This window comes from Aliarcobacter sp. (assembly GCF_041672065.1).
In the GTDB taxonomy this organism is placed as follows: domain Bacteria; phylum Campylobacterota; class Campylobacteria; order Campylobacterales; family Arcobacteraceae; genus Aliarcobacter; species Aliarcobacter skirrowii.
Map to the genome: position 1 here is coordinate 1 of NZ_JBAZAH010000027.1, position 20,829 is coordinate 20,829.

22 protein-coding genes and 2 pseudogenes are annotated in these 20,829 nt (G+C 27.5%); 10 read left to right on the top strand and 14 right to left on the bottom strand.

Annotated elements, in window-relative coordinates; all coding sequences use genetic code 11:
* Nucleotides 1–733 (top strand): annotated as a pseudogene (locus WC168_RS05560) (menaquinone biosynthesis decarboxylase); the annotation flags it as partial.
* Nucleotides 734–795: 62 nt separating this feature from the next.
* Here WC168_RS05560 and WC168_RS05565 read toward each other — a convergent pair.
* The 8 genes and pseudogenes from WC168_RS05565 to WC168_RS05600 all read right to left on the bottom strand — a co-directional run bounded on the left by WC168_RS05565 (nucleotide 796) and on the right by WC168_RS05600 (nucleotide 6,498).
* Nucleotides 796–1,071: a hypothetical protein gene (locus WC168_RS05565; RefSeq protein WP_372618019.1), complete on the bottom strand. Its 276-nt coding sequence runs from the start codon at nucleotides 1,069–1,071 to the stop codon at nucleotides 796–798.
* Nucleotides 1,068–1,790, bottom strand: a complete 723-nt coding sequence (locus WC168_RS05570; protein WP_372618021.1) for a hypothetical protein — start codon at nucleotides 1,788–1,790, stop codon at nucleotides 1,068–1,070. Before WC168_RS05570 ends, WC168_RS05565 begins: the two co-directional genes overlap by 4 nt.
* Nucleotides 1,768–3,234: pseudogene (locus WC168_RS05575) on the bottom strand (methyl-accepting chemotaxis protein); the annotation flags it as partial. The gene WC168_RS05570 and the pseudogene WC168_RS05575, both read right to left, overlap by 23 nt.
* Before the next feature lie 782 nt (nucleotides 3,235–4,016).
* Nucleotides 4,017–4,346 (bottom strand): EAL domain-containing protein, encoded by a 330-nt coding sequence (locus WC168_RS05580; RefSeq protein WP_372618043.1) that lies wholly within the window; start codon nucleotides 4,344–4,346, stop codon nucleotides 4,017–4,019.
* Nucleotides 4,336–4,701: a GGDEF domain-containing protein gene (locus tag WC168_RS05585; RefSeq protein ID WP_372618045.1), complete on the bottom strand. Its 366-nt coding sequence runs from the start codon at nucleotides 4,699–4,701 to the stop codon at nucleotides 4,336–4,338. Before WC168_RS05585 ends, WC168_RS05580 begins: the two co-directional genes overlap by 11 nt.
* Entirely contained in the window at nucleotides 4,686–5,183 is a 498-nt protein-coding gene (locus tag WC168_RS05590) for a hypothetical protein (protein ID WP_372618023.1), read from the bottom strand. Before WC168_RS05590 ends, WC168_RS05585 begins: the two co-directional genes overlap by 16 nt.
* A 75-nt stretch (nucleotides 5,184–5,258) precedes the next feature.
* The gene (locus WC168_RS05595) at nucleotides 5,259–5,726 is read right to left on the bottom strand and encodes a threonine/serine exporter family protein (protein ID WP_372618025.1); all 468 of its coding nucleotides are present in this window, start codon (nucleotides 5,724–5,726) and stop codon (nucleotides 5,259–5,261) included.
* A 1-nt stretch (nucleotide 5,727) separates the two neighbouring features.
* On the bottom strand, nucleotides 5,728–6,498 hold the full coding sequence (locus tag WC168_RS05600; RefSeq protein ID WP_372618027.1) for a threonine/serine exporter family protein: 771 nt from the start codon (nucleotides 6,496–6,498) through the stop codon (nucleotides 5,728–5,730).
* A gap of 70 nt (nucleotides 6,499–6,568) precedes the next feature.
* On the opposite strand from WC168_RS05600, the gene WC168_RS05605 reads away from it, so the two are divergent.
* The 5 genes from WC168_RS05605 (at nucleotide 6,569) to WC168_RS05625 (ending at nucleotide 10,830) form a co-directional block, all read left to right on the top strand.
* Complete coding sequence (locus tag WC168_RS05605) at nucleotides 6,569–6,901, top strand: hypothetical protein (RefSeq protein ID WP_372618029.1); 333 nt, start codon at nucleotides 6,569–6,571, stop codon at nucleotides 6,899–6,901.
* On the top strand, nucleotides 6,888–7,523 hold the full coding sequence (locus WC168_RS05610) for a type III pantothenate kinase (protein ID WP_125296943.1): 636 nt from the start codon (nucleotides 6,888–6,890) through the stop codon (nucleotides 7,521–7,523). Before WC168_RS05605 ends, WC168_RS05610 begins: the two co-directional genes overlap by 14 nt.
* Entirely contained in the window at nucleotides 7,501–8,109 is a 609-nt protein-coding gene (hisG, locus tag WC168_RS05615; protein ID WP_066351355.1) for an ATP phosphoribosyltransferase, read from the top strand. The genes WC168_RS05610 and hisG overlap by 23 nt, the downstream gene beginning before the upstream one ends.
* Entirely contained in the window at nucleotides 8,109–8,801 is a 693-nt protein-coding gene (locus WC168_RS05620; protein WP_319046974.1) for a methyltransferase domain-containing protein, read from the top strand. Before hisG ends, WC168_RS05620 begins: the two co-directional genes overlap by 1 nt.
* Nucleotides 8,802–8,910: 109 nt before the next feature.
* Nucleotides 8,911–10,830, top strand: coding sequence for a methyl-accepting chemotaxis protein (locus WC168_RS05625; protein WP_372618032.1), 1,920 nt, complete (start codon nucleotides 8,911–8,913; stop codon nucleotides 10,828–10,830).
* Nucleotides 10,831–10,833: 3 nt separating this feature from the next.
* On the opposite strand, the gene WC168_RS05630 is transcribed toward WC168_RS05625, so the two are convergent.
* Genes WC168_RS05630 through WC168_RS05645 form a run of 4 tightly spaced genes read right to left on the bottom strand, consistent with a single transcriptional unit; the run spans nucleotide 10,834 to nucleotide 13,570 of the window.
* Nucleotides 10,834–11,256: a hypothetical protein gene (locus WC168_RS05630; protein WP_066158782.1), complete on the bottom strand. Its 423-nt coding sequence runs from the start codon at nucleotides 11,254–11,256 to the stop codon at nucleotides 10,834–10,836.
* Complete coding sequence (locus WC168_RS05635) at nucleotides 11,253–11,411, bottom strand: hypothetical protein (protein ID WP_164698890.1); 159 nt, start codon at nucleotides 11,409–11,411, stop codon at nucleotides 11,253–11,255. Before WC168_RS05635 ends, WC168_RS05630 begins: the two co-directional genes overlap by 4 nt.
* Nucleotides 11,389–12,399 carry an OmpA family protein gene (locus tag WC168_RS05640; RefSeq protein WP_066356742.1) on the bottom strand — a complete coding sequence of 337 codons (1,011 nt, stop codon included), beginning with the start codon at nucleotides 12,397–12,399 and terminating at the stop codon, nucleotides 11,389–11,391. Before WC168_RS05640 ends, WC168_RS05635 begins: the two co-directional genes overlap by 23 nt.
* Nucleotides 12,400–12,403: 4 nt before the next feature.
* Entirely contained in the window at nucleotides 12,404–13,570 is a 1,167-nt protein-coding gene (locus tag WC168_RS05645) for a MotA/TolQ/ExbB proton channel family protein (protein WP_372618035.1), read from the bottom strand.
* 76 nt (nucleotides 13,571–13,646) lie between these two features.
* Between WC168_RS05645 and WC168_RS05650 the strand changes: the two genes are divergently transcribed.
* Nucleotides 13,647–14,561 (top strand): L,D-transpeptidase, encoded by a 915-nt coding sequence (locus WC168_RS05650; RefSeq protein ID WP_372618037.1) that lies wholly within the window; start codon nucleotides 13,647–13,649, stop codon nucleotides 14,559–14,561.
* Between the two features lie 8 nt (nucleotides 14,562–14,569).
* Here the strand turns inward: WC168_RS05650 and WC168_RS05655 are convergent, their stop codons facing one another.
* Together WC168_RS05655 and WC168_RS05660 are read right to left on the bottom strand one after the other, a co-directional pair.
* Complete coding sequence (locus WC168_RS05655; RefSeq protein ID WP_320340879.1) at nucleotides 14,570–15,508, bottom strand: D-2-hydroxyacid dehydrogenase; 939 nt, start codon at nucleotides 15,506–15,508, stop codon at nucleotides 14,570–14,572.
* Between the two features lie 14 nt (nucleotides 15,509–15,522).
* Nucleotides 15,523–16,497, bottom strand: coding sequence for a hypothetical protein (locus WC168_RS05660; RefSeq protein ID WP_066158770.1), 975 nt, complete (start codon nucleotides 16,495–16,497; stop codon nucleotides 15,523–15,525).
* 172 nt (nucleotides 16,498–16,669) lie between these two features.
* Between WC168_RS05660 and prpB the strand changes: the two genes are divergently transcribed.
* The 3 genes from prpB to acnA form a co-directional block, all read left to right on the top strand.
* Nucleotides 16,670–17,557 (top strand): methylisocitrate lyase, encoded by an 888-nt coding sequence (gene prpB / locus WC168_RS05665; RefSeq protein WP_066158767.1) that lies wholly within the window; start codon nucleotides 16,670–16,672, stop codon nucleotides 17,555–17,557.
* A gap of 48 nt (nucleotides 17,558–17,605) precedes the next feature.
* Nucleotides 17,606–18,715: a citrate/2-methylcitrate synthase gene (locus tag WC168_RS05670; RefSeq protein WP_066158764.1), complete on the top strand. Its 1,110-nt coding sequence runs from the start codon at nucleotides 17,606–17,608 to the stop codon at nucleotides 18,713–18,715.
* Nucleotides 18,716–18,784: 69 nt separating this feature from the next.
* The coding region (gene acnA, locus WC168_RS05675) for an aconitate hydratase AcnA (protein WP_372618041.1) at nucleotides 18,785–20,829 on the top strand (2,045 nt) is incomplete at its 3' end.

A 20,829-nucleotide genomic window follows, 5' to 3' on the forward strand; every position in this document is an offset into this window, starting at 1 on the left:
TTATCCAGGACATGCAAGTCAAATGATGCATGCATTTTGGGGTGTAGGACAGATGAGTTTTGTAAAACATGCAATTTTTGTAAACTCTGATGCTCCAAAATTAACTTCACATGATGAGATAATAAGATATATTTTAAATAGAATTAATGTTGATGATATTTTAGTTTCAAGAGGTGCTACAGATCATCTTGACCACGCTTCTCCTAAATTTGCAGTTGGTGGAAAACTTGGACTTGATTGTACAGGTGATGAGATAGATGAACTAGGAATCACTCTTTTAGAAGATGGTGAGCTTTTAAGTAAAATGAAAAATATTTCAAGTGATATAAAAGGCTTAAAACAGTACTACAAAGATACAAAAAATCCAGTTTGTGTTATAAGTGTAGATAAAACTAGAAGTCAAAAATATCTTTTTGAAGAGTTAAAACCTCTATTTTCTCATATAAAAATTTTAGTAATTGTTGATTACAAAACAAATGATTTGGAGAATCCTTATATGTTAATTTGGAGAGTTACAAATAATATGGATTCAAGTAGAGATTTATATATAGAAGGAAATACTATCTGTCTTGATGGAACAAATAAAAACTCTTTAGATGGTTTTACTAGACGTTGGCCAGGAGATGTAAACTGTACAAAATCTGTTTTACAAAGCCTTAATGAGAGAAAAATTATAGATATAGATAATGAATTTATAAAAAAATTCTATCTTTTTGATATTGATAAAATTTAACTTTATATAGTAGTAACTAAAAGACTCTATTTAAAATTTTAATAGAGTCTTTTAATAAAAACTTACAAAACTTTTGCTTTTATATCATTTTTACCTTCAAACTCTTTTTCATTTGCATTTTTTACAATTAGATTAGAGATAAAATCTGTAGTAACTGCAACTTCATGAGATTGTGCAGCAATATTTGCATTCTCTTGAGTCTGTTTATCTAATAAAGATATTGAACTATTTATCTGCTCAACAGCATTTAACTGCTCTTGGCTTGAAATTTGAATATCTGATATTAAAGAGATAGCCTCATTTATACTTAAATGTAACTGCTTATATCCATCAATCATATCATTTGATATATCTGTATACCCTCATTTGCTTTTAAAGTTGCACTATTTACAATAGTTTTTATCTCTTTAGCAATGTTTTGCATTGATTTTGAAGTCTTAAGTGCCAAATCTTCACCTATATTTGCACAAGAGACAATATTTTTGGATAAATCCGAAACTTTTAAAATATTATTAGTATTTTTTCTAATATTTGATGTAACATCATCTAAAGCAGCCGATGTCTCTTCAAGCGATGAAGCAGCTTTTGAGGATGAAAAATTTAATTTATCAACATTTTTTAGAAGAACTTCTGAACTATTTTGTAGAGTTAAGCCATTTGATTTATTCTCAATTAACATATTTGTAATAGTTTGTCTTAAATTATTTATCTCTTGAAATAAAACTCTAAAATCATTTTGAACTAAACTCTCATCTAGCTTTGAAATATAGTTATACTCTCCATAAAGTAAAAGAGTCTTTTTTATCTGTTCAATACTATTTTTTAAATCTTTTGCTAAACTATTTATAGTTTTTGCAATATAGTTTAATTTAAAATTTGAACTAGATGTAAAATTTATATTATCAACTAAAATTCCACTTGCAAGTTTTTCAGAAACCAACATAATCTCACCAAATATCTGTAGTTCTTCATCATTTTTTTTATTTAAAATGTTACAGATATTTGTTATTTTTTTAGTTATTTGACTATTTTTTTTAAAAGCTCTCCCATTCATCATCCTTTATTTGAGAGTTGGCTTTTATCTCTTTTGTGCTACTAATTTTTGGTTTAGAAATCTCTTTATTGCTATTAATAGCTTTTGTATTTTTCCCACTTGATAAAATATGCTCTTTTAGCTCTTTATCCATACCAAAATCTTTTGCTTTTACCTCATTTTTACCAGCAAACTCTTTTAAGTTTGCATCTGAAACTATAAGTTTTGCAATTTTATCTGTACTTACAGCAACATCATGAGATTGACTAGCAACCATTGCATTTTGTTGTGTTTGTTGATCAAGTTGATTTACAGCATCATTTATCTGTTCAATTCCTAGAAGTTGCTCTTTAGATGCATTTTCTATATCTGCTATTAAATTCATTGTTGAAGAGATATTATTATTTAGGTTTTTATACCCTTCAATCATATTTGTAGCAATACTTTTACCTTCATTTGCTTTTACAGTTGCTCTTTCTACTATCTCTTTTATCTCTTTTGCAGCTTCTGCACTTCTAGTTGCTAGATTTCGCACCTCTTGAGCAACAACTGCAAACCCTTTTCCAGCTTCACCAGCAGTTGCAGCTTCAACAGCAGCATTTAGACTTAAAATATTTGTTTGAAATGCAATATTATCTATAACCCCAATAGCTTCATTTACTAAATTTACTTGTGTATTTATCTCATCCATTGCAGTTGTTGTTTGATTTGCCATCTCTTGTCCATCTGTTACAGCTTTTGTTACTCCATTTGCAAGTTGTGACATCTTTGCGATACTTTGTGTATTATTTCTAATATTACTTGTTATCTCTTCAAGAGCTGCTGCTGTCTCTTCTAAAGATGCAGCTGCCTCATTTGAACTTATATTTAGTTTATCGACATTTATTAATAAAATATCAGAAGTTTCATCTAGTGTCATACCATTTGCTTTATTCTCTACTAACATATTAGTTATAGAGTCTCCAAGACTATTTATACCATTTGCCAACTCTAATAGTTGCTCTTTTAAACCATTTGTAGATACTCTACTTAAATAGTTGTATGATGAATATTTCTCTAAAACATCCAAAATATTTTCAATATTTTTTTCTAAAACATCACCCATACTATTTATCACATTTTTTAACTGTTTTAAAGCTGGATTTGATACTTCAATATTAAGTCTTTGACAGAGATCACCTTGTTCAAACTCACCTAAAACAGCTATTGTTTCATCAATTAAAACTCTATCCTCTTCAATACCTTTTTTTGTTTTTAAAATATTTTCATTTACAACTTTTGACATAACTCCAAACTCATCTTTAGAAGTTTCATCTAAAAGAGTAGTATCATTTGCTTCTCTATTTAAATATGCAAAAAAACCTAAAAGACCATCTTTGAATCTATCTAAAGAGTCTATTATTACTTTTAAAATATATAAAGATAAAATTAAAAATAGTAAAATTGCAATAATTGAGATTGTAATTAACAAATTATTTAAAAACTCATTTGACTCTTCTTTTAACTTTATTGCACTTATATTAATTTCATGAAGTTTATCTTCTAGTTCTACGCCTATTTTAACCATTTGAGAAATTTTCTCAAGCACATCACTTGTCTCTTGTAGAATCCCATTTTGGAAGTTTGTGATTCTAGTTTGTGCAAAATTATCAAAATAGTTAACATATTCTTTAGATAAATAGATTATCTCATCTGATAGTTTTCTATTTTTTTCTGATGATAGTGTAGATTTAAATAATTCAACATCATTTTGAAGTAGTTTAAAATCTTCTTTAACTTTTAAAGCAGCCTCTTGGCTTGGATCTCTTAGAAATTGATATACTGATATTCTACCTTTTAGTATATTTTGAATAAAGATATCAGTTTTTATTGCAGCTGTATTTCTTGCATCTGCTATACTGCTGTAATGTATATATACAGCACCTACTGTTACTACTATTAACAAAAATATAATTGGAAATAGTAGTAGCTTCATTTTTGTATTTATTCTACTTAACATCGTGCGACCTTTGTTTAATTTTTAAAATAATATTAAAAATAATATTAAATTATGTATAAATTATGTATTAATTCTATAATTTAATGTTATTTTATTAATATTATGAACTATACAATCAATATAATCCATTTATATAGGCTTTTTTAATAATAAACTCATATAAATAAATTATTAAAATAGTAAATAAATATTATTTTATAGTTAAATTTTGATAAAAATTTAAAAATTATAGAAATTTAAATAAATTATTTTTACTGCTCTAACTCCTTTTTGGGTTGAGCAAAGTAGTAACCTTGAGAAAAATCGACACCTATGTTTTTAATGATTTTGTATATATCTTCATTCTCAACAAACTCTGCAATTGTTTTAATTTCCATCTGTTTTGCAAAATTAACTATTGTTGAAACTACAGCAAATGACTCTTTTTGAGTAACTATATTTTTAATTAAAGAGCCATCGATTTTAATATAATCTGCTTCTAATTTTACTAAATATTCAAAATTACTATAACCACTACCAAAATCATCAATTGCAATTTTACAACCTTTTGATTTTACTCTTTTTATAAATTCAATTGTAATTTTCTAATAAAATAGCAAACTCATCTCCTCCATATCTATAAAGATCAAAATTTTTAAACTCTTTAATAGACTCACTTTTAAGAAATTGGCTAAATTTTTTTAAAACTTCATCTCCAAATTTATGTCCAAATAAATCATTTATTTGTAAAAATCTATCAATATTTACAACTATTAAAATAGGAGATATAAATTTTTCTATATCTTCAAGTAGTTTATTTCTACTATATTGACTAGTTAATAAATCATAGTTTGCACGATACTCAAGCTCCTCATTTTTATGTACAAAATCTGTTATATCTCTACTTACAGCTATATATCCAGTAATAACTCCATTTATATCTATAATTGGACTAATAACTGTATCAGCCCAATAGGTTTATATTTTTTATTTAAAACTGATTCTAATGTACTTTTTAATTTAAAAAGTGGCTTTAAAATATTTTTATTTATAAAAAGTGTTGAAAGAATTGAAAATAGTATTATCAACAGTAATATAGAGATAAACATATTTAAAATAAGTTCTTCTTTTTTATCATAAAAAGAACTCATATCTACATTGTGTATTAAATAGATATCTTTATTACCATTTAATTTTAAATAAAATTCATATTCTTGATTTCCTTGACTTAAAAATAGTGGATGATTTAGATTTAGATTTAATTTTTCAAGCTCTTCTTGATTTAAAAAATAACTTATTTTTACATAACCTAAAATTGAACTATCTTGTTTGAGCTCTTTTTTATGACAAATAGTATAGTAGTTGTTTATATAGTTATAATTTGTTCCTAAACACTTATTTATCTTATTTTCTAAAGGAGTTAATGTTTTATCTTTCAAATTTTTAATAAAAGCATTACTATTGTCTTATTACTATTTCTTATAATATCTTCTTCTTTTTTACCTATTATATTTTTATATTACTGGTCTATTTAATCTTAAAAAGTATAAAGATGGTAAAACAAGTCCAAAAGTTATTGCAAAAAGTATAGATATTGATTTTAATCCATCATGAATAAATAACTCAACCAGTTCAGGTTTTGCGCCAAATCTATTTATACTTATTAAAGTAACCATTGCATTAAAAGCATAAGTTCCAGGCAGAACTGGAATAATAGATGCAACCGTATAAACAGGTCGTGGAACTTTATATTTTCTTGACCAATATAAAGCAACTACCCCAATAATTGCACTTGCTAAAAAAGTAGCTAACTCTATTCCAAAATCAAGTCCTAAAAAAATAGTTCTAAAATTGTAAGTAATTGCTCCACCAAAAGCACAATATTTAAGTGTATGTTTTGGAACATTAAATACCATTCCAAAACCCAAAGATGCAATAGCAGCGAAAACTGCTTGAACACAAAGTTGAATCAAAAGTTCCATATTATGCTCCTAAACCCAAAATTGCAATTGCTAATATTATTCCAACTGTTGAAGCTAGAGTTAAAATCATTCCATCCATCCATCGTCCCCAACCCATCATCATATAGCCTTTAAAAGAGTCTAAAAATGAGTTAACAAAAGCAAATCCAGGAGCTAATAGTAAAACGCTGGCTGCTAAGGCTATATTTGGTGTAGATGTTATAGCAAATATTTTAGCCATTGCTGCAATAATAGTAGCTACAAATGCTGTTATTCCAAATGTAATAATCATCACAAATCTTCTTTTTGCAAGCTCTTGTCTTACAAACATTGCAACAAAAGCTGCAACAAAAGTAGTTGCTACTGCAAAATAATCTCCACCTTGCAAAAATGCAAAAGATGCACAAGCAAGTCCAACCATAAAAACAACTAACCACCTATTGTAATACTTTGTCTCTAAATTTTTTAAAATATCATATAAGTAGTTTATATCGTGATCATTTTTTTCCATTTTTAAAACAATATTTTGAATCTCACAAACTATGCTCATGTTTATAGGTTTATGATGAACTCTTCTTGTTGTTGTAACTGATTGTTCACCATAAAGTGTAGTTAAAACAATTGCTGATGGAATTAGTGATAACTCAACACTAGCAGCACCAAGTGCGCGACCTAGTCTTTGAGCTGTTTGCTCTATTAAAATACTTTCAGCTCCATATTCACTCATTAAAACAGCAGCTTTTATAATACCTCTTGTAATTATTGATTGTTCTTCGTAACTTAAATTCTTCATTTTATTTCTTGCTTCATTAGTTTTAGAAATTATACTAAAGTTTGTTATAATAAATGTTTTAAGGATATAAATGAGAGAAGTTACAGAGTTTTTTACAAAAAAAAATATACTATTTAAAGACTTTAAAGAGATTTTACCAAAAGAGCTAAATAGTAGAAAAAAGATAAAAATTTTTGTTGGAACAACAACTGATTTAAAATATTATGCAATTTTTGTTATTGATTCAAAAAGTAGATTTATAAAAAAAAGTGCTGAAGAGTTAATTAAATTTTCAAATATTTTATCAAGTTTTGTTGGACATAATTTTAAGGTAAAAGAGCTTTTAATAAAAAGCCCAATTTGTTCAAAAGCAAAAGAGTATTTAAAAGATTTAAAATGGAGCGTAAGAGTTGATTTTAAGTGATATTGGAAATACAAGCACAAAATTTTTTATAAATAATGAGATAAAAAACTACTTTAAAGATGATGAGATTCCAAAATTTAATGATGAGATTTTTTATATAAGTGTAAATGAAAAAGCAGAAAAAAAGCTTTTAGAAAAAAACCCAAATGCAAAAGATTTAAGCACTTTTATAGATTTCAAAACTTTATATAAAGGTATGGGAATTGATAGAGTTGTAGCATCTAGTTTTCAAAAAGATGCAGTTATTATTGATGCTGGAAGTGCGATAACAGTTGATATTATAGAAAATTTTGTTCACAAAGGTGGTTATATATTTTTAGGAGTTGAGAGTTTTTTAAAAGCTTATGAAAATATTTCGCCTCTGTTAAAGATAGATAGAAGTGATTTTGAAAAAAATATTAATTTAGATAAAATACCGCTTCATACAAAAGATGCTATTTTTTTTGCTTTATTAAAATCTATCATTTCACCAATAATTGAGATTTGTAAAGATAAAAATATAATATTCACAGGCGGAGATGGAGAGTTTTTATCTTCATTTTTTGAAAATAGCCAATATAAAAAAGATTTAATATTTGAAAATATGAAAAGGATAATAGATGCTAACAATTGCATTGCCTAAGGGAAGAATTGCTGATGAGACTCTTGATAGATTTGAAAAAGCTTTTGGAGAGAGATTTGTTTTTGAAGATAGAAAACTAATCTTAGAAAAAAGTGGTTTTAAGTTTTTAAATGTACGAAATCAAGATGTACCAACTTATGTTATGCATGGAGCTGCTGATTTAGGAGTTGTTGGTCTTGATGTTTTAGAAGAAAAAGAGTACGACTTAATCAAGCTTTTAGATTTAAAACTAGGACGATGTAAAGTTGCATTTGGACTTAGAGCTGGTGAAAAACTAAATTTTGATAAAAGTAAAATCACAATAGCAACAAAACATGAAAAAATAGCTAAAAAATTCTTTGAAGAAAAAGCTATGGCAGTTGAGATAATAAAACTTTATGGTTCAATTGAACTTGCACCTTTAGTTGGACTTTGTGATTGTATTGTTGATATTGTTGAAACAGGCGAAACTATGAAACAAAATGGTTTAGAAGTAGGACCTACAATTATGGAGAGTAGCGCACATCTAATAGCAAATAAAAACTCATTTTATGCAAAAAAAGAGCTAATTTTTAATCTAAAAGATAATTTAGAGAAGTTTTTATAATGGGTTTAGATCTATACTCAAAAATTGAGCCATATTTAGATTTTGAAGAGGAGATTTACCATCTTCACAAAGATTTTTTAAAATTTATAATGGTAAATGATCTTGATAATATTATTGATATAGGTTGTGGTCAAGGCTATTTTTTAAATAATTTAGAAGCAAATAAGAAGAACTATTTAGGAGTTGATTTAAGTAGCAAGCAGATAAGAGTTTGCCAAGAAAAAGGTTTAAATGCAAAGAAAATTGACATAAAAGATATAAAAGAGAAGTTTGATTGTGCAACTGCAATTTTTGATGTTTTAAACTATATTCCTAAAAATGAGCTTGAAAATTTTATTATAAATACAAAAAATATTTTAAATAAAGATGGTTATTTTATTTTTGATGTAAATACATATTTTGGTTTTGATGAGATTGCACAAGGGTCAATAAATATAGATATTGAAGATAAATTTATAGCAATTGATGCTTTTTTTGAAAATAGTAAACTTCAAACAAATATAACACTTTTTGAAAAACAAGGTAACAACCTTTTCTCAAAAGAGCAAGATAGTATTACTCAAGAGTATCACTCAAAAGAGTTTTTAAAAGAGCTTTTAGAAAAATCTGGTTTTACTATAGTTGATATTAAAGAGTTTTTCTTACATTCAGATGAAAAAGCAGATAAACTAATATTTATTTGTAAAAAATAGTTTATGAGTAGCTTTGAAACAACCTACTTATAATTATCATAAAAATATCTTATTTTAATCTTATATTTTAATGTTTCAAAGTAGAATCTTCTATAATCAAGGAGATCATATGCAGATAAATTCATTAAAAATAAAGCTTCTAGCAATAATAATTTTACCTTTTTCTGTAGGTGTTTTTATTCTTTCTGGTATAAATTTTGAGGGAACTCATAAAACATTGGATACAACTTTAGAAAGATTCGAAAAAAGTATCATAAGAGAAAAAGAGTCTTTAATAAAACATCAATTTGAAGTTGTACAATCTTTAATAAATACAATTATTAAAAAAGAGAAAGATATTGAAGTAGCAAAAGAGAAAGTTATTGAACTTTTAACTGGGATTAGATACTTAGATGATAAAAGTGGTTACTTTTTTGCTTATGAAAAAAGAGGTGAAGATTACTATTTTGCATTTCATCCAGCAAATCCAAAATTAAATAATCAAAAAACAAATATTAAAGCTCCTGATATAAAAGGTTATGCTTTTAGAGAAGATTTAATTAAATATGCAAAAGATGCAAAATATGTATATTATCACTATGAAAACCCTGCAACAAAAGAGATTGTTTTAAAAATGGCCTCTTCTATCTATATTCCAGAGTTTAATTGGGTTTTAGTAACAGGAATATATGCAGATGATATAAAAAGAGAGATTAATCTTGTTCAAGATAGGGTTATAAAAGATTTAGACAAACTATTTTGGATAGCAATTTTTGTAACAATAGTTTTAAATATTGTTTTGATTATAATAATAATACCTTCAATAAACAAAATTATTTTAAAACCACTAAATATTTTTCAAAATACACTTGAAACTTTTTTCAAATATTTAAATGGTGATAGTAAAACAGTAAATAGAATAAAAAACTACTCAAAAGATGAGATTGGTCAAATGTCTAAAACTCTTGATGAAAACATAGATATAGCTAGAAAAGAGATTGAAGATAATAATATTTTTATAAATAATAGTATAGAAATTTTAGGAAAGTTTCAAAAAGGAGATTTATCTCAAAGATTAAATGTAGAGGTTGAAGATCAAAACTTAATAAAACTAAAATCTGTTATTAATCAAATGGCCCAAGAGCTTGAACAAAATATTGTAAATATTTTAAAAGTTATTGATGAGTATAGTAGATATAACTATATGAATAAAGTTGATACTTCAAAAATATCTAATCATATTTTGAAACTTGCAAATGGTGTAAATACTTTAGGTTCATCTATTACAAATATGCTAATAGAGAATAAAAACAATGGGGAAACACTATCACAAAGTTCAAATACTCTTTTAGAGAATGTTGAAAAACTAAATGAAAGCTCTACAACAACAGCTGCAAATCTTGAAGAAACGGCTGCTTCACTTGAAGAGATGACTTCAAATTTAAGAAGTAGTACACAAAATGTTGAAAAGATGTCAAATATAGCTATGAGTGTTACATCAAAAGCAACTTCTGGTGAGAATTTAGCAAAACAGACAGCACAGGCAATGGAAGAAATTAATAAAGAAGTAACTTCTATAAATGAAGCTATTACAGTTATTGACAATATTGCATTTCAAACAAATATTTTAAGTCTAAATGCAGCTGTTGAAGCAGCAACTGCTGGGGAAGCTGGAAAAGGGTTTGCAGTTGTTGCTCAAGAGGTTCGAAATCTTGCAAGTAGAAGTGCAGAAGCTGCAAAAGAGATAAAAGAGTTAGTTGAATCAGCTACAAAAAAAGCAAATAGTGGTAAAACTGTTGCAAATGAGATGATAGATGGTTATTTAGAGTTAAATAGTGATATTCAAGAGACTATAAACTTAATAAAAGATTTTGAAAATGCAAGTAAAGAGCAACTATTAGGAATTGAGCAGATAAATAGTGCAGTATCTCAGCTTGATCAAAAAACTCAAGAGAATGCAAATGTTACAAGTGCTACAAAAGATATAGCAATTTCAACAAATAATATAGCAAAACTTATTATTGATGATGTAAATGAGAAGAGATTTTAGAGATTAAACTCTAACCTCTCTCATAATAAAAAACCAATCCCTATTAAAATTTGTTTTTATAAACTTTTTTTTATGAGGAATTAAACAATCTGAACAATTTTGATGAATAGCACTATTTGTAGAAAACTGGCTACCTTTTTTAGAGTTTATGCTACAAACTGAGTATAAAATTTTATTATCCTCTGTTTTCTTGATGCCTAAATCATTAAATCTAAAGTGTGGACAAGCACACAAATAGCAGTTTAAATCTTCCATATCGTGGCACTTTTTACTCTCTTTATATAAAGGACAAAAATCTGGTTCATTCTTAAGCATATTTTCAAATTTAAAATACTCTATAATCTCTTCATTACTTAAATTTTCTAACTTTTTTAAAACAGTTTTATGAAGTTTGCCTTGTTTTAAAAACCACTCTTCATAGGTCATTTTTTGTCATCTTTTTTATTTAATATTTTTTTTGAAAAACTAAAAATAGAGTTTTTTTTACTCTCTTTTTTTTCAGCTAAAAGTTTTTTTATCTCACTTGAAAGGTTCTCAAGATTTTTTGGAGTATAGATACTATTGCTTATTTTCATTTTCATCTAAATCTCTTTTTAAATAGTTTTGAAGCTCTTTAATGGCAGCTTCATTTTTTATTGTAAATTTAATCTCTATTCTTCTTGAAGCATCTTTATCTTCAACACCATTTTCATCATAAATCAAATTTGAAGATGATTTTCCACTTGAGCTTACAAAACTATTTAAAAGCTCAGCCTCCACAATCTTCTCTTCATATAAAAACTGCATAACACTCAAAGCTCTTCTTTGAGACAAAAATAGATTTGTAAGATAGCTTCCATCACTATCTGTATAACCTTCAATGATTATATTTTCAATATATCTATTAATCTCTTCATCCTTTAATAGTAAATCAAAGTAATTTTTTAAAACATCTTTCAACTCTTTTTTAGAGAGCTCTTTTAGTGTAAAAGAGTTTTTATCAAATAGTATATTTGATGAGAATTTTATAGCTCCACTTTTTTTATCAATTTGTATTGAATTAGTTAGTTTTTGGCTAATTTTTGAGATAAGTTCAAACTTTATTCCGCTTAGAGAGTTTAATTTATCTTTTACTATTTGAAAATCATTTTGAAGTTTTAAAATCTCTTGCTCTTTTATAATAATCTCATCTAAACTTTTTTGCTGTTTCTCATCAATTTCAATAAATAATTTAACAATATCTTGTAAAATATTTTCAAGATTCTCTTTTTCCTCTTTTACTTTTTGAATCTCTTCATCAAGTTCTAACTGAATTAAACTTGAAGTATCAAGTTCATTTAGAACAATATTTAAGTTATTTTCAAGTTGAAATATCTTTTCTAAACTTTTACTATATAGATCTTGCGTAGTTTTAAGTTTTAAAACAAGTTCACTATTTTTATCTTCACTATTTTCAAGCGTATTTTGAGTATAAATATATTTAACAACAATTAAAGCAATTAAAAGAATAAAAACAAATAGTAATCCAGCCATTAAATCAGCATATGAAACCCAAAAATTATCCTCTTTTTCACTACTATTTTTATACATTTTTCTACTTTGATAAATCTTTAAATATTGATAAGTTTTGAACAATAGCAACAGTTTGTTCATCTATTTGTTTTAGTGACTCTTTTAATCCCTCTTTATATTTCCACTCAATTTTCTCTATATCACCTTTCATCGTCTCTATACTTTTTACTATATTTGAATATATAGCTTTTAGATTTTCACTACTTAAATTGTTCATATGAGAGTTTAACTCAATAATATTTTTATTTAAATCATTTGACATATCTATAAAAATATCATTTTGATTTTTGATTTTGAAATTAAGACTCTCTGCACTACTAAGTAATCTTTCAAAATTTGAGATATTTTTATCAATTTTATGTGATAAATCTAGCTCTTTTTCTAAAACTCTCTCTAAATTTTCAAATCTAGTTTCAATACTATCATTTAGAGTTTTCATAACTTTGCTTGATGTTAACTCTTTAAAAATATCATTTATTTTTGAAAAGTTATCGATATTGCTTTTTATATGAATTGATTCAATATCAATCTTTGTCCAAAAAAAGTTTTTTGTACTCTCTTTGATTATATAACTATCTTTTGAAAATCTACTCATTCCAAATTTTTCAAAAAATATCCACCAAATAGATAGAAAAATTCCATAAATAGATACATAAAATGCAGTTGCAACTCCACCTAAAAGTTTTGTAATCTCTAAATCCAAAGCAATACTATCTCTTGAACTGAAATCTGGCATTGTAATAGCAATAGATATAAAAGTTCCCAAAATACCTAATGTAGGAAATATTCCACCAGCAATATTTGAAAAATTACTATTTCTTAAATTGCTTGTGTACTCTTTTAAAAAATCATCAACACTTCCATTTGCTTTTGTTTGATTATCAATTGTTAAAAGATTATTATTAACATACTCAAGTAGCTCATTTTTCATATTTTCATATCTTGTTTTAAATTTACATGATACTAAATATGCGTTGTGTGGTATAAAAAATAGATAGATAAAAAATATAAATCCTATTAAAATAACTGTATGAATCTCAATTTTAAGAGGTAGATAATCAAAATAGCACAATAAAACCAAAGCAAAAAGTAGTGCTGGAGTAAAAAATAGTGTAAATATTTTCATAAATGGGCTACATTTTGTAATAAATTTAGAGTTTAACAAAGTCAAATCATCAGATTTAAACATATTTTTTCCTTAAAAGTTTTAAAATGGTTCACATTTTATCATAAATAAATAAAATATAAAAAAATAGGGAATCTTTATGAAAATATTAATTTTATCAATACTTTCAATCAATTTTTTATTTGCAAATATTACAAACTATACAATTAGAGTTTGTGTTACATCTACACTTGAATATGCAAAAGCTTGTCAAAATAGAATTGAAAAAAGTATGAAAGAAAAGGCTTTTATAGTTAAAAAAAATAATAGATATTTTACAAATTTAAATATCTTTGATAATCTAGAAAAAGCAAAAGAGAGTTTAAAAAATGGATCTTCTTATTTAAAAGAGCAAAAAGCATATCCAAAATTGTTAACTGAAAATATTTTAAATGAACTAAACAATAATAAATCTTTTATAGATTTAGATCAAAATAATATTTTAGAAGATTTATACAATGTTAGTTTAAAAGAGTTTGATAATCAAAAAAACAACTCAAAAAATAGCCTAAAAAATAGAAAAAGAGCTGTAAACAATTTTGATTTTGATGAGTTAATTTTAAAAGTTGATTCACAAAATAATATTATGGAACTTTTTGCTAAAAAGAGTAATGAAGAGATACTTCTAAGAAGTTATGTCGTTTCAACTGGAAAAAATAGTATCAAAAAACCTCAAGGTCTTGGTTTTATTACAGAAATATCTTTAAATCCTGTTTGGTATCCAACATCTGATACTAAAAAAAGTTTTGCCAAAAGAGGAATTATCTTGCCAGATGTAGTTCCTCCAAATCATAAATATAACTATATGGGTGAAGCAAAATTAAATCTATCTCATATTGTTGATGGAAATTCAACTTATAGAATTCATGGAACTTTAAATGAAAATACTCTTGGATATAGTGTTAGTGCTGGATGTATTAGAATGAAAAATGAAGAGGTTGTTGAACTTGCAAATCTAATAGAGGATTTCTCTATTATTTATGGTTTGCATAAGGTAAAAGTAATTTTATCTTAAAGTGGTTACTAGTAACCACTTTCTTTTAAAAACTCTTCAATATTTAAAGCAACTTTCTCAACCAATCTTTTTCTAGCTTCAACACTAGCCCAAGCTATATGAGGAGTTAAAAGTAATCTTTGTTTATTTACTACTTTTAAAAGTGGATTATCTTTTGCTATTGGCTCCAAACTTAAAACATCTAAACCACACAAAATATCTCTTTGGTCTAGTATTTTTGCTAAATCCTCTTCATTTATAATTCCACCACGACCTAGATTTAGTAAAATTGCTCCATCTTTTAGCATATTTAGCTCTTTATATTTTAATAAATCTTTTGTTTTTTCATTTAAAGGTGCGTGAATTGAGACAATATCGCTTGTTTTTAATAACTCTTCCAAACTTAAACTTTTATACTCGCTATTTTTATTTTCACCACTTGTAGAGTAGTAAACAACTTCACAGTTAAAAGCTTTTGCTTTTTTTGCAAAATCTCTACCAATCTCTCCAAGCCCAATAATTCCAACTCTTTTATTATCAAGCTCATAAAATGGCATATCAATATGTGTAAAAATATCACTATTTTGCCAATTTCCATTATCTACATAATTTTTGTAGTAGTTTAATTTTTGAACAAAATATAAAATCATAGAGAATCCAAGTTGAACAACACTGCTTGTTGAGTATCCAGCAACATTTTTAACAACAATATTTGAATCTTTTGCATAATTTAAATCAACATTATTTGTGCCTGTTGCAGTTATACAAATTAGTTTTACTTTAGAGTTCTCTAACTCATCTTTTCCTACATAAACCTTATTTGTTAAGATAATATCAGCATCTTTTATTCTACTTTTTGTCTCATCTTTTTTTGTAACATCATACGATGTAACACTACCAAATTTGTTAAAAATTGAAACATCTATATCAAATCCTAATGTTTTTCTATCCAAAATTACTATTTTCATATTTAATCCTTTCATTATCTTCTATGCGAAGTTTTTGGTAAACTAACCTGCTTTTGTAAATCTATACTTAAATTATTGTAAAAAAGCTCTCCATAATTTGTCTCTCTATTGATTGTCTCATAAGCTTGAGTAATCGTGTTATTGTATTTGAGTGCATCTTGAAGTATCTTTAAAATTTTCACAGAATCCAAAAAATTTACATGAGATGGAGCTTCTATTGGTGAGCTATAGTATTTATGCATTCTTTCTACTAAATTTTTATTTCTTATTTCAATAAATACCGACTCAATTGGTGATTTAAAAAATAGAATCTTATTTTTTACATTTATAGATATATATGTTGTCTCCATCCCATATATTTTTCTAGAGAATGAGTCAAAAAGAAACAATTTTTTATTATAATTATTATTAAAAAGCTCATACATAAGCTCTAAAATCTTTATTTTTTCATCTTTTGTAAAAAAATTTCCAATACTTGCAAAACAAAAACTTAAAACTGATTTTATAGAGTACCACTCTGTTGTATCATAGTCATATCTTAACATTTGATCAATTCTCTCTTGCTTTAGCTCTTCAATATCAGGGCTTGTAGATGTTTTATAAACTCTTCTAACAGCACTATCTCTATACATAGGACCTGGAAACTGAGCTTGAATTACAAATCTTCTATTTTTTTCATGCTCTATTATATATTGCAATCTTCCTTTGTAATCCTCATCAATAATTCTTACCTCTTTTTGAGGAATTAAAGTGATTGATTTTAAAAACTCTTCACCATAACAAGCATCTTCCCAAATATATTCAGGGTATCTAAACTCTTTACAAATTTTTGCTTTAATTTCACTACTTATTTCAATACCACTAACTCTATCAATCCATGATGTTATAGTTCTTCTATCTTTATCAATTAAACTAGCAAATTTAGATATACTAAGATTTGATCTATTGTAAATCTCTATAAATTTATCTATTGAATTTTTAAAATCCATAAGCTCCCTTTAATAATTTTTTTGCATATTGTACAAAAAAAACACATAAAAACAACTTTTGTACATTTTAAAAATATTGTATAAAAATTGTAGTTTTGGATTCTAAAATAGTACATACAAAATAAATCAAAATCGATATAATTTTTGGACAATATTTTTAAAGGATATAGAAATGACAAGTGCAGGAAAAAAATTCAGAGAAGCCCTAAAAGCTTCAAGTCCACTACAAATTGTTGGAACAATTAATGCGTACCAAGCATTACAGGCAACAAAAGTAGGACACAAAGCAATCTACTTAAGTGGTGGAGGAATTGCAAATGCTTCTTATGGTTTACCAGACTTAGGTATGACAATGATTGAAGATGTTTGTATTGATATTAGAAGAGTTACTTCTATTTGTGATACACCACTAATTGTTGATGCAGATACAGGTTGGGGACATGCATTTAATGTGGCTAGAACTGTTAAAGAGTTTATTAGAAGTGGTGCTGCTGGAATGCATATTGAAGATCAAGTTGCTGCTAAAAGATGTGGTCATAGACCAAATAAAGAGTTAGTATCTACTGAAGAGATGTGTGATAGAATCAGAGCTGCTGTTGATGCTAAAAAAGAGTTAGACCCAGATTTCTATATTATTGCAAGAACTGACGCACATGCTAGTGAAGGTCAAGCTGCTGCAATTGCTAGAGCTAAAGCTTATGTTGAAGCTGGTGCTGATGCTATTTTTGCTGAAGCTGTACATACTTTAAAAGAGTATAAAGAGTTTACAGATGCTATGACTGTACCAGTTTTAGCAAATATTACAGAGTTTGGAGCAACTCCTTTATTTACAACTGAAGAGTTAGCAAGTGTTGGAATTGCAATGGTTCTTTACCCACTTTCAGCATTTAGAGCAATGAATAAAGCTGCATTAAATGTTTACCAAGAGTTAAAAGATAAAGGAACTCAAGAGGGTGTTATTAATACAATGCAAACAAGAATGGAGTTATACGATATGTTAAACTACCACTCTTATGAGCAAAAAATGGATGAACTATTTTCAAAAGGAAAAGCTAAGTAATTAGCTTTTACAATACAAATTTAATATAGATATTACTAAGGAGAATTTATGAGCGGATTAGCAGGAGTTACAGCTGGACAATCAGCTATTTGTACATGCGGTTTAGGAAATGGTTTAAACTATAGAGGTTATGATATTGCAGACCTTGCTTTAAACACAGATTTTGAAGAGGTAGCATATCTATTATTAGTTGGTGAATTACCAAATGCTGCACAATTAAAAGATTTTAGAAGAAAAATAATTGCAGGTAGAGAGTTACCAATTTCAGTTAAAAATGTTTTAAAATCAATCCCAGCATCATCACACCCAATGGATGTTATGAAAACTGCAACAGCAGCACTAGGATGCGTTGAACCAGAAGCTGAAGATTTTTCTGATCAAATGGCTAAAATTATTAGACTTTTAGGAGCATTCCCATCATTTTTAGTTTACTGGCACCACTGGCACAAAAATGGTAAAGAGATTTGCCTAAAATCTGAAGAGACAACAATTGCTGGATTTATTTTAGAAAGACTTAAAGAGAAAAAGCCTCTAGCAGTTGAAGTAAAAGCTATGAATGCGATGCTTACACTTTATGCAGAGCATGAGTTCAATGCATCAACTTTTGCAAATAGAATTACAGCATCAACTCTATCAGACATCTACTCTTGTATGACAACTGGTATTGGAACATTAAAAGGTCACTTACATGGTGGAGCAAATGAAGTTGCTATTAAATTTGTACTTCAATTTGACAATGTTGAGCATGCACTTAAATCTGTTGATGAACTATTTGCTAAAAAAGAGAAAATTATGGGATTTGGACACAGAGTTTATAGAAATCTAGATCCAAGAAGCCCAGTTGGTTTTGAATTAGCAAAAGAGTTAAAAGAGTTAGAAACTTCAGATCCAAAACTATTTGATATTGCAACAGCAATTAGAGACAAAGTAAAAGCTGAAAAAGGTTTACCAGATAATATTGACTTCTTTGGTGGATTAATTTACCACTATATGGAAATTGAAAGACTTTACTATACACCATTATTTATTATGTCAAGAGCTGCTGGATGGGCTGCACATGCATTTGAACAAAGAGCTAACAATAGAATAATCAGACCAAGTTCTGAATACACAGGACCAGAGCCTAGAGCTTTTGTTCCTCTAAAAGATAGAAAATAATCTTTAAATTTAGGCTAAATTTAGCCTAAATTTTTTTTTATAATCAAATTTAAAAATATGGAAAATAAAATGACAAATGAAAAATATCTTAAACAGTTAAATGGTTTAGATGTTAAATACTATGATGTAAAAAGTGCAGTTGAAGATATCACACCTGGTTCTTTTGCAAAACTTAACTACACATCAAGAGTATTAGCAGAAAACTTACTTAGAAAATGTCCTAGTGTTGATTTAAAAGATTCACTTATTCAATTAATAGAAAAAAGAACAGACAAAGATTTCCCTTGGTATCCATCAAGAGTTATCTGTCACGATATCTTAGGGCTTACAGCTTTCGTTGACCTTGCAGGTCTTAGAGAAGCAGTTGCAAGCAAAGGTGTAGATCCACAAAAAATTAATCCAGTTGTTCCAACTCAATTAATCGTTGACCACTCATTAGCAGTTGAGTGTGGTGGATTTGATCCAGATGCTTTCCAAAAAAATAGAGATATTGAAGATAGAAGAAATGCAGATAGATTTGATTTCATTAACTGGACTAAAAAAGCATTTGATAATGTAGATGTTATTCCTCCAGGAAATGGTATTATGCACCAAATTAATCTTGAGAAAATGTCTCCAGTTATTCACAATATTGATGGTATCGCATCTCCTGATACACTTGTTGGAACTGATTCGCACACACCTCATGTTGATGCTCTTGGAGTTATTGCTGTTGGAGTTGGTGGACTTGAAGCTGAAAATGTAATGCTTGGAAATCCATCTTATATGAGGGTTCCAGAAATCATTGGAGTTGAAATTACTGGTACTAGAGGAGCTGGAATTACGGCTACTGATATAGCTTTATCTTTAACTTCTTTTCTAAGAGATAACAATGTTATTTCTGCATATTTAGAGTTCTATGGAAGCGGAATTAAATATCTTGATTTAGGAGATCGTGCAACTATTTCAAATATGACTCCTGAGTATGGTGCAAGTGCTGCTATGTTTGCTATTGATGATAGAACTATTGATTATTTAAGAATCACTGGAAGATCTCCTGAGCAAGTAAAATTAGTTGAAACTTATGCAAAAGCAAATGGTCTATGGGCAGATACTTTATCAGAAGCAACATATGCAAGAACAATTAAATTTGATTTAACAACTGTTACAAGAACATTAGCAGGTCCATCTCAACCACATAAACTTCTTCCTGTATCAGCTCTTGATGATAGAGGAATTGCTAAAAAAATCGAAATTTCAAATGATGTTATGCCAGATGGTGCGGTTTTAATTGCTGCTATTACATCATGTACAAACACATCAAATCCAAGAAATGTTGTTGCAGCTGGATTATTAGCTAAAAAAGCAAATGAGCTTGGATTAAGCAGAAAAAGATGGGTAAAATCTTCACTTGCTCCTGGTTCAAAAGTTTCTGAAATATATTTAAAAGATTCTGGTCTTTTAGCTGAATTAGAGAAATTAGGATTTGGAATTGTAGGATTTGCTTGTACAACATGTAATGGAATGAGTGGTGCACTTGATCCAAAAATTGAAGCAGAAGCAACGGCTAGCGGTGTTTATACAACTGCTGTTTTATCAGGAAATAGAAACTTTGATGGAAGAATTCACCCATTTATTAAAGAGGCATTCCTAGCTTCACCTCCACTTGTAGTTGCATATGCACTTGCTGGAAGTATTAGAGTTAATATTGAAACAGGTGTTATTGGAATTGACAAAAATGGAAATGAAGTAAGACTTAAAGATCTTTGGCCAAGTGATGAAGAGATTGATGCAATTGTTTACAAATCTGTAAAACCAGAGATGTTTGCAAAAATATATGATCCAATGTTTGCAAAATCAGACAAAGGTGAAAAAGCTGAGCCATTTTATAAATGGGATGCAAAATCAACATATATTCAAAAACCACCATATTGGGAAGATGCATTTATGAGTATGCCAGCTCTTAAAAACTTAAGACCACTTGGAGTATTCCCAAATGATATTACAACAGACCACTTATCACCTTCAAATGCTATTCAAGCAAATAGTGCATCTGGTGAGTATTGTTTAAAAATGGGATTGCCACTTGAGGATTTAAACTCTTATGCAACACATAGAGGTGACCATAACACAGC

What these genes read in the sequence shown, in the direction of transcription:
- WC168_RS05600 (WP_372618027.1), bottom strand. Translation starts at nt 6,498, where the DNA reads ATGAAGAATTTAAGTTACGAAGAACAATCAATAATTACAAGAGGTATT.
- WC168_RS05645 (WP_372618035.1), bottom strand. Translation starts at nt 13,570, where the DNA reads ATGTTTAAATCTGATGATTTGACTTTGTTAAACTCTAAATTTATTACA.
- WC168_RS05595 (WP_372618025.1), bottom strand. Translation starts at nt 5,726, where the DNA reads ATGGAACTTTTGATTCAACTTTGTGTTCAAGCAGTTTTCGCTGCTATT.
- WC168_RS05640 (WP_066356742.1), bottom strand. Translation starts at nt 12,399, where the DNA reads ATGTATAAAAATAGTAGTGAAAAAGAGGATAATTTTTGGGTTTCATAT.
- WC168_RS05650 (WP_372618037.1), top strand. Translation starts at nt 13,647, where the DNA reads ATGAAAATATTAATTTTATCAATACTTTCAATCAATTTTTTATTTGCA.
- WC168_RS05660 (WP_066158770.1), bottom strand. Translation starts at nt 16,497, where the DNA reads ATGGATTTTAAAAATTCAATAGATAAATTTATAGAGATTTACAATAGA.
- WC168_RS05635 (WP_164698890.1), bottom strand. Translation starts at nt 11,411, where the DNA reads ATGAAAATGAAAATAAGCAATAGTATCTATACTCCAAAAAATCTTGAG.
- WC168_RS05620 (WP_319046974.1), top strand. Translation starts at nt 8,109, where the DNA reads ATGGGTTTAGATCTATACTCAAAAATTGAGCCATATTTAGATTTTGAA.
- prpB (WP_066158767.1), top strand. Translation starts at nt 16,670, where the DNA reads ATGACAAGTGCAGGAAAAAAATTCAGAGAAGCCCTAAAAGCTTCAAGT.
- WC168_RS05565 (WP_372618019.1), bottom strand. Translation starts at nt 1,071, where the DNA reads ATGATTGATGGATATAAGCAGTTACATTTAAGTATAAATGAGGCTATC.
- WC168_RS05670 (WP_066158764.1), top strand. Translation starts at nt 17,606, where the DNA reads ATGAGCGGATTAGCAGGAGTTACAGCTGGACAATCAGCTATTTGTACA.
- WC168_RS05605 (WP_372618029.1), top strand. Translation starts at nt 6,569, where the DNA reads ATGAGAGAAGTTACAGAGTTTTTTACAAAAAAAAATATACTATTTAAA.
- WC168_RS05625 (WP_372618032.1), top strand. Translation starts at nt 8,911, where the DNA reads ATGCAGATAAATTCATTAAAAATAAAGCTTCTAGCAATAATAATTTTA.
- WC168_RS05655 (WP_320340879.1), bottom strand. Translation starts at nt 15,508, where the DNA reads ATGAAAATAGTAATTTTGGATAGAAAAACATTAGGATTTGATATAGAT.
- hisG (WP_066351355.1), top strand. Translation starts at nt 7,501, where the DNA reads ATGCTAACAATTGCATTGCCTAAGGGAAGAATTGCTGATGAGACTCTT.
- WC168_RS05630 (WP_066158782.1), bottom strand. Translation starts at nt 11,256, where the DNA reads ATGACCTATGAAGAGTGGTTTTTAAAACAAGGCAAACTTCATAAAACT.
- WC168_RS05570 (WP_372618021.1), bottom strand. Translation starts at nt 1,790, where the DNA reads ATGATGAATGGGAGAGCTTTTAAAAAAAATAGTCAAATAACTAAAAAA.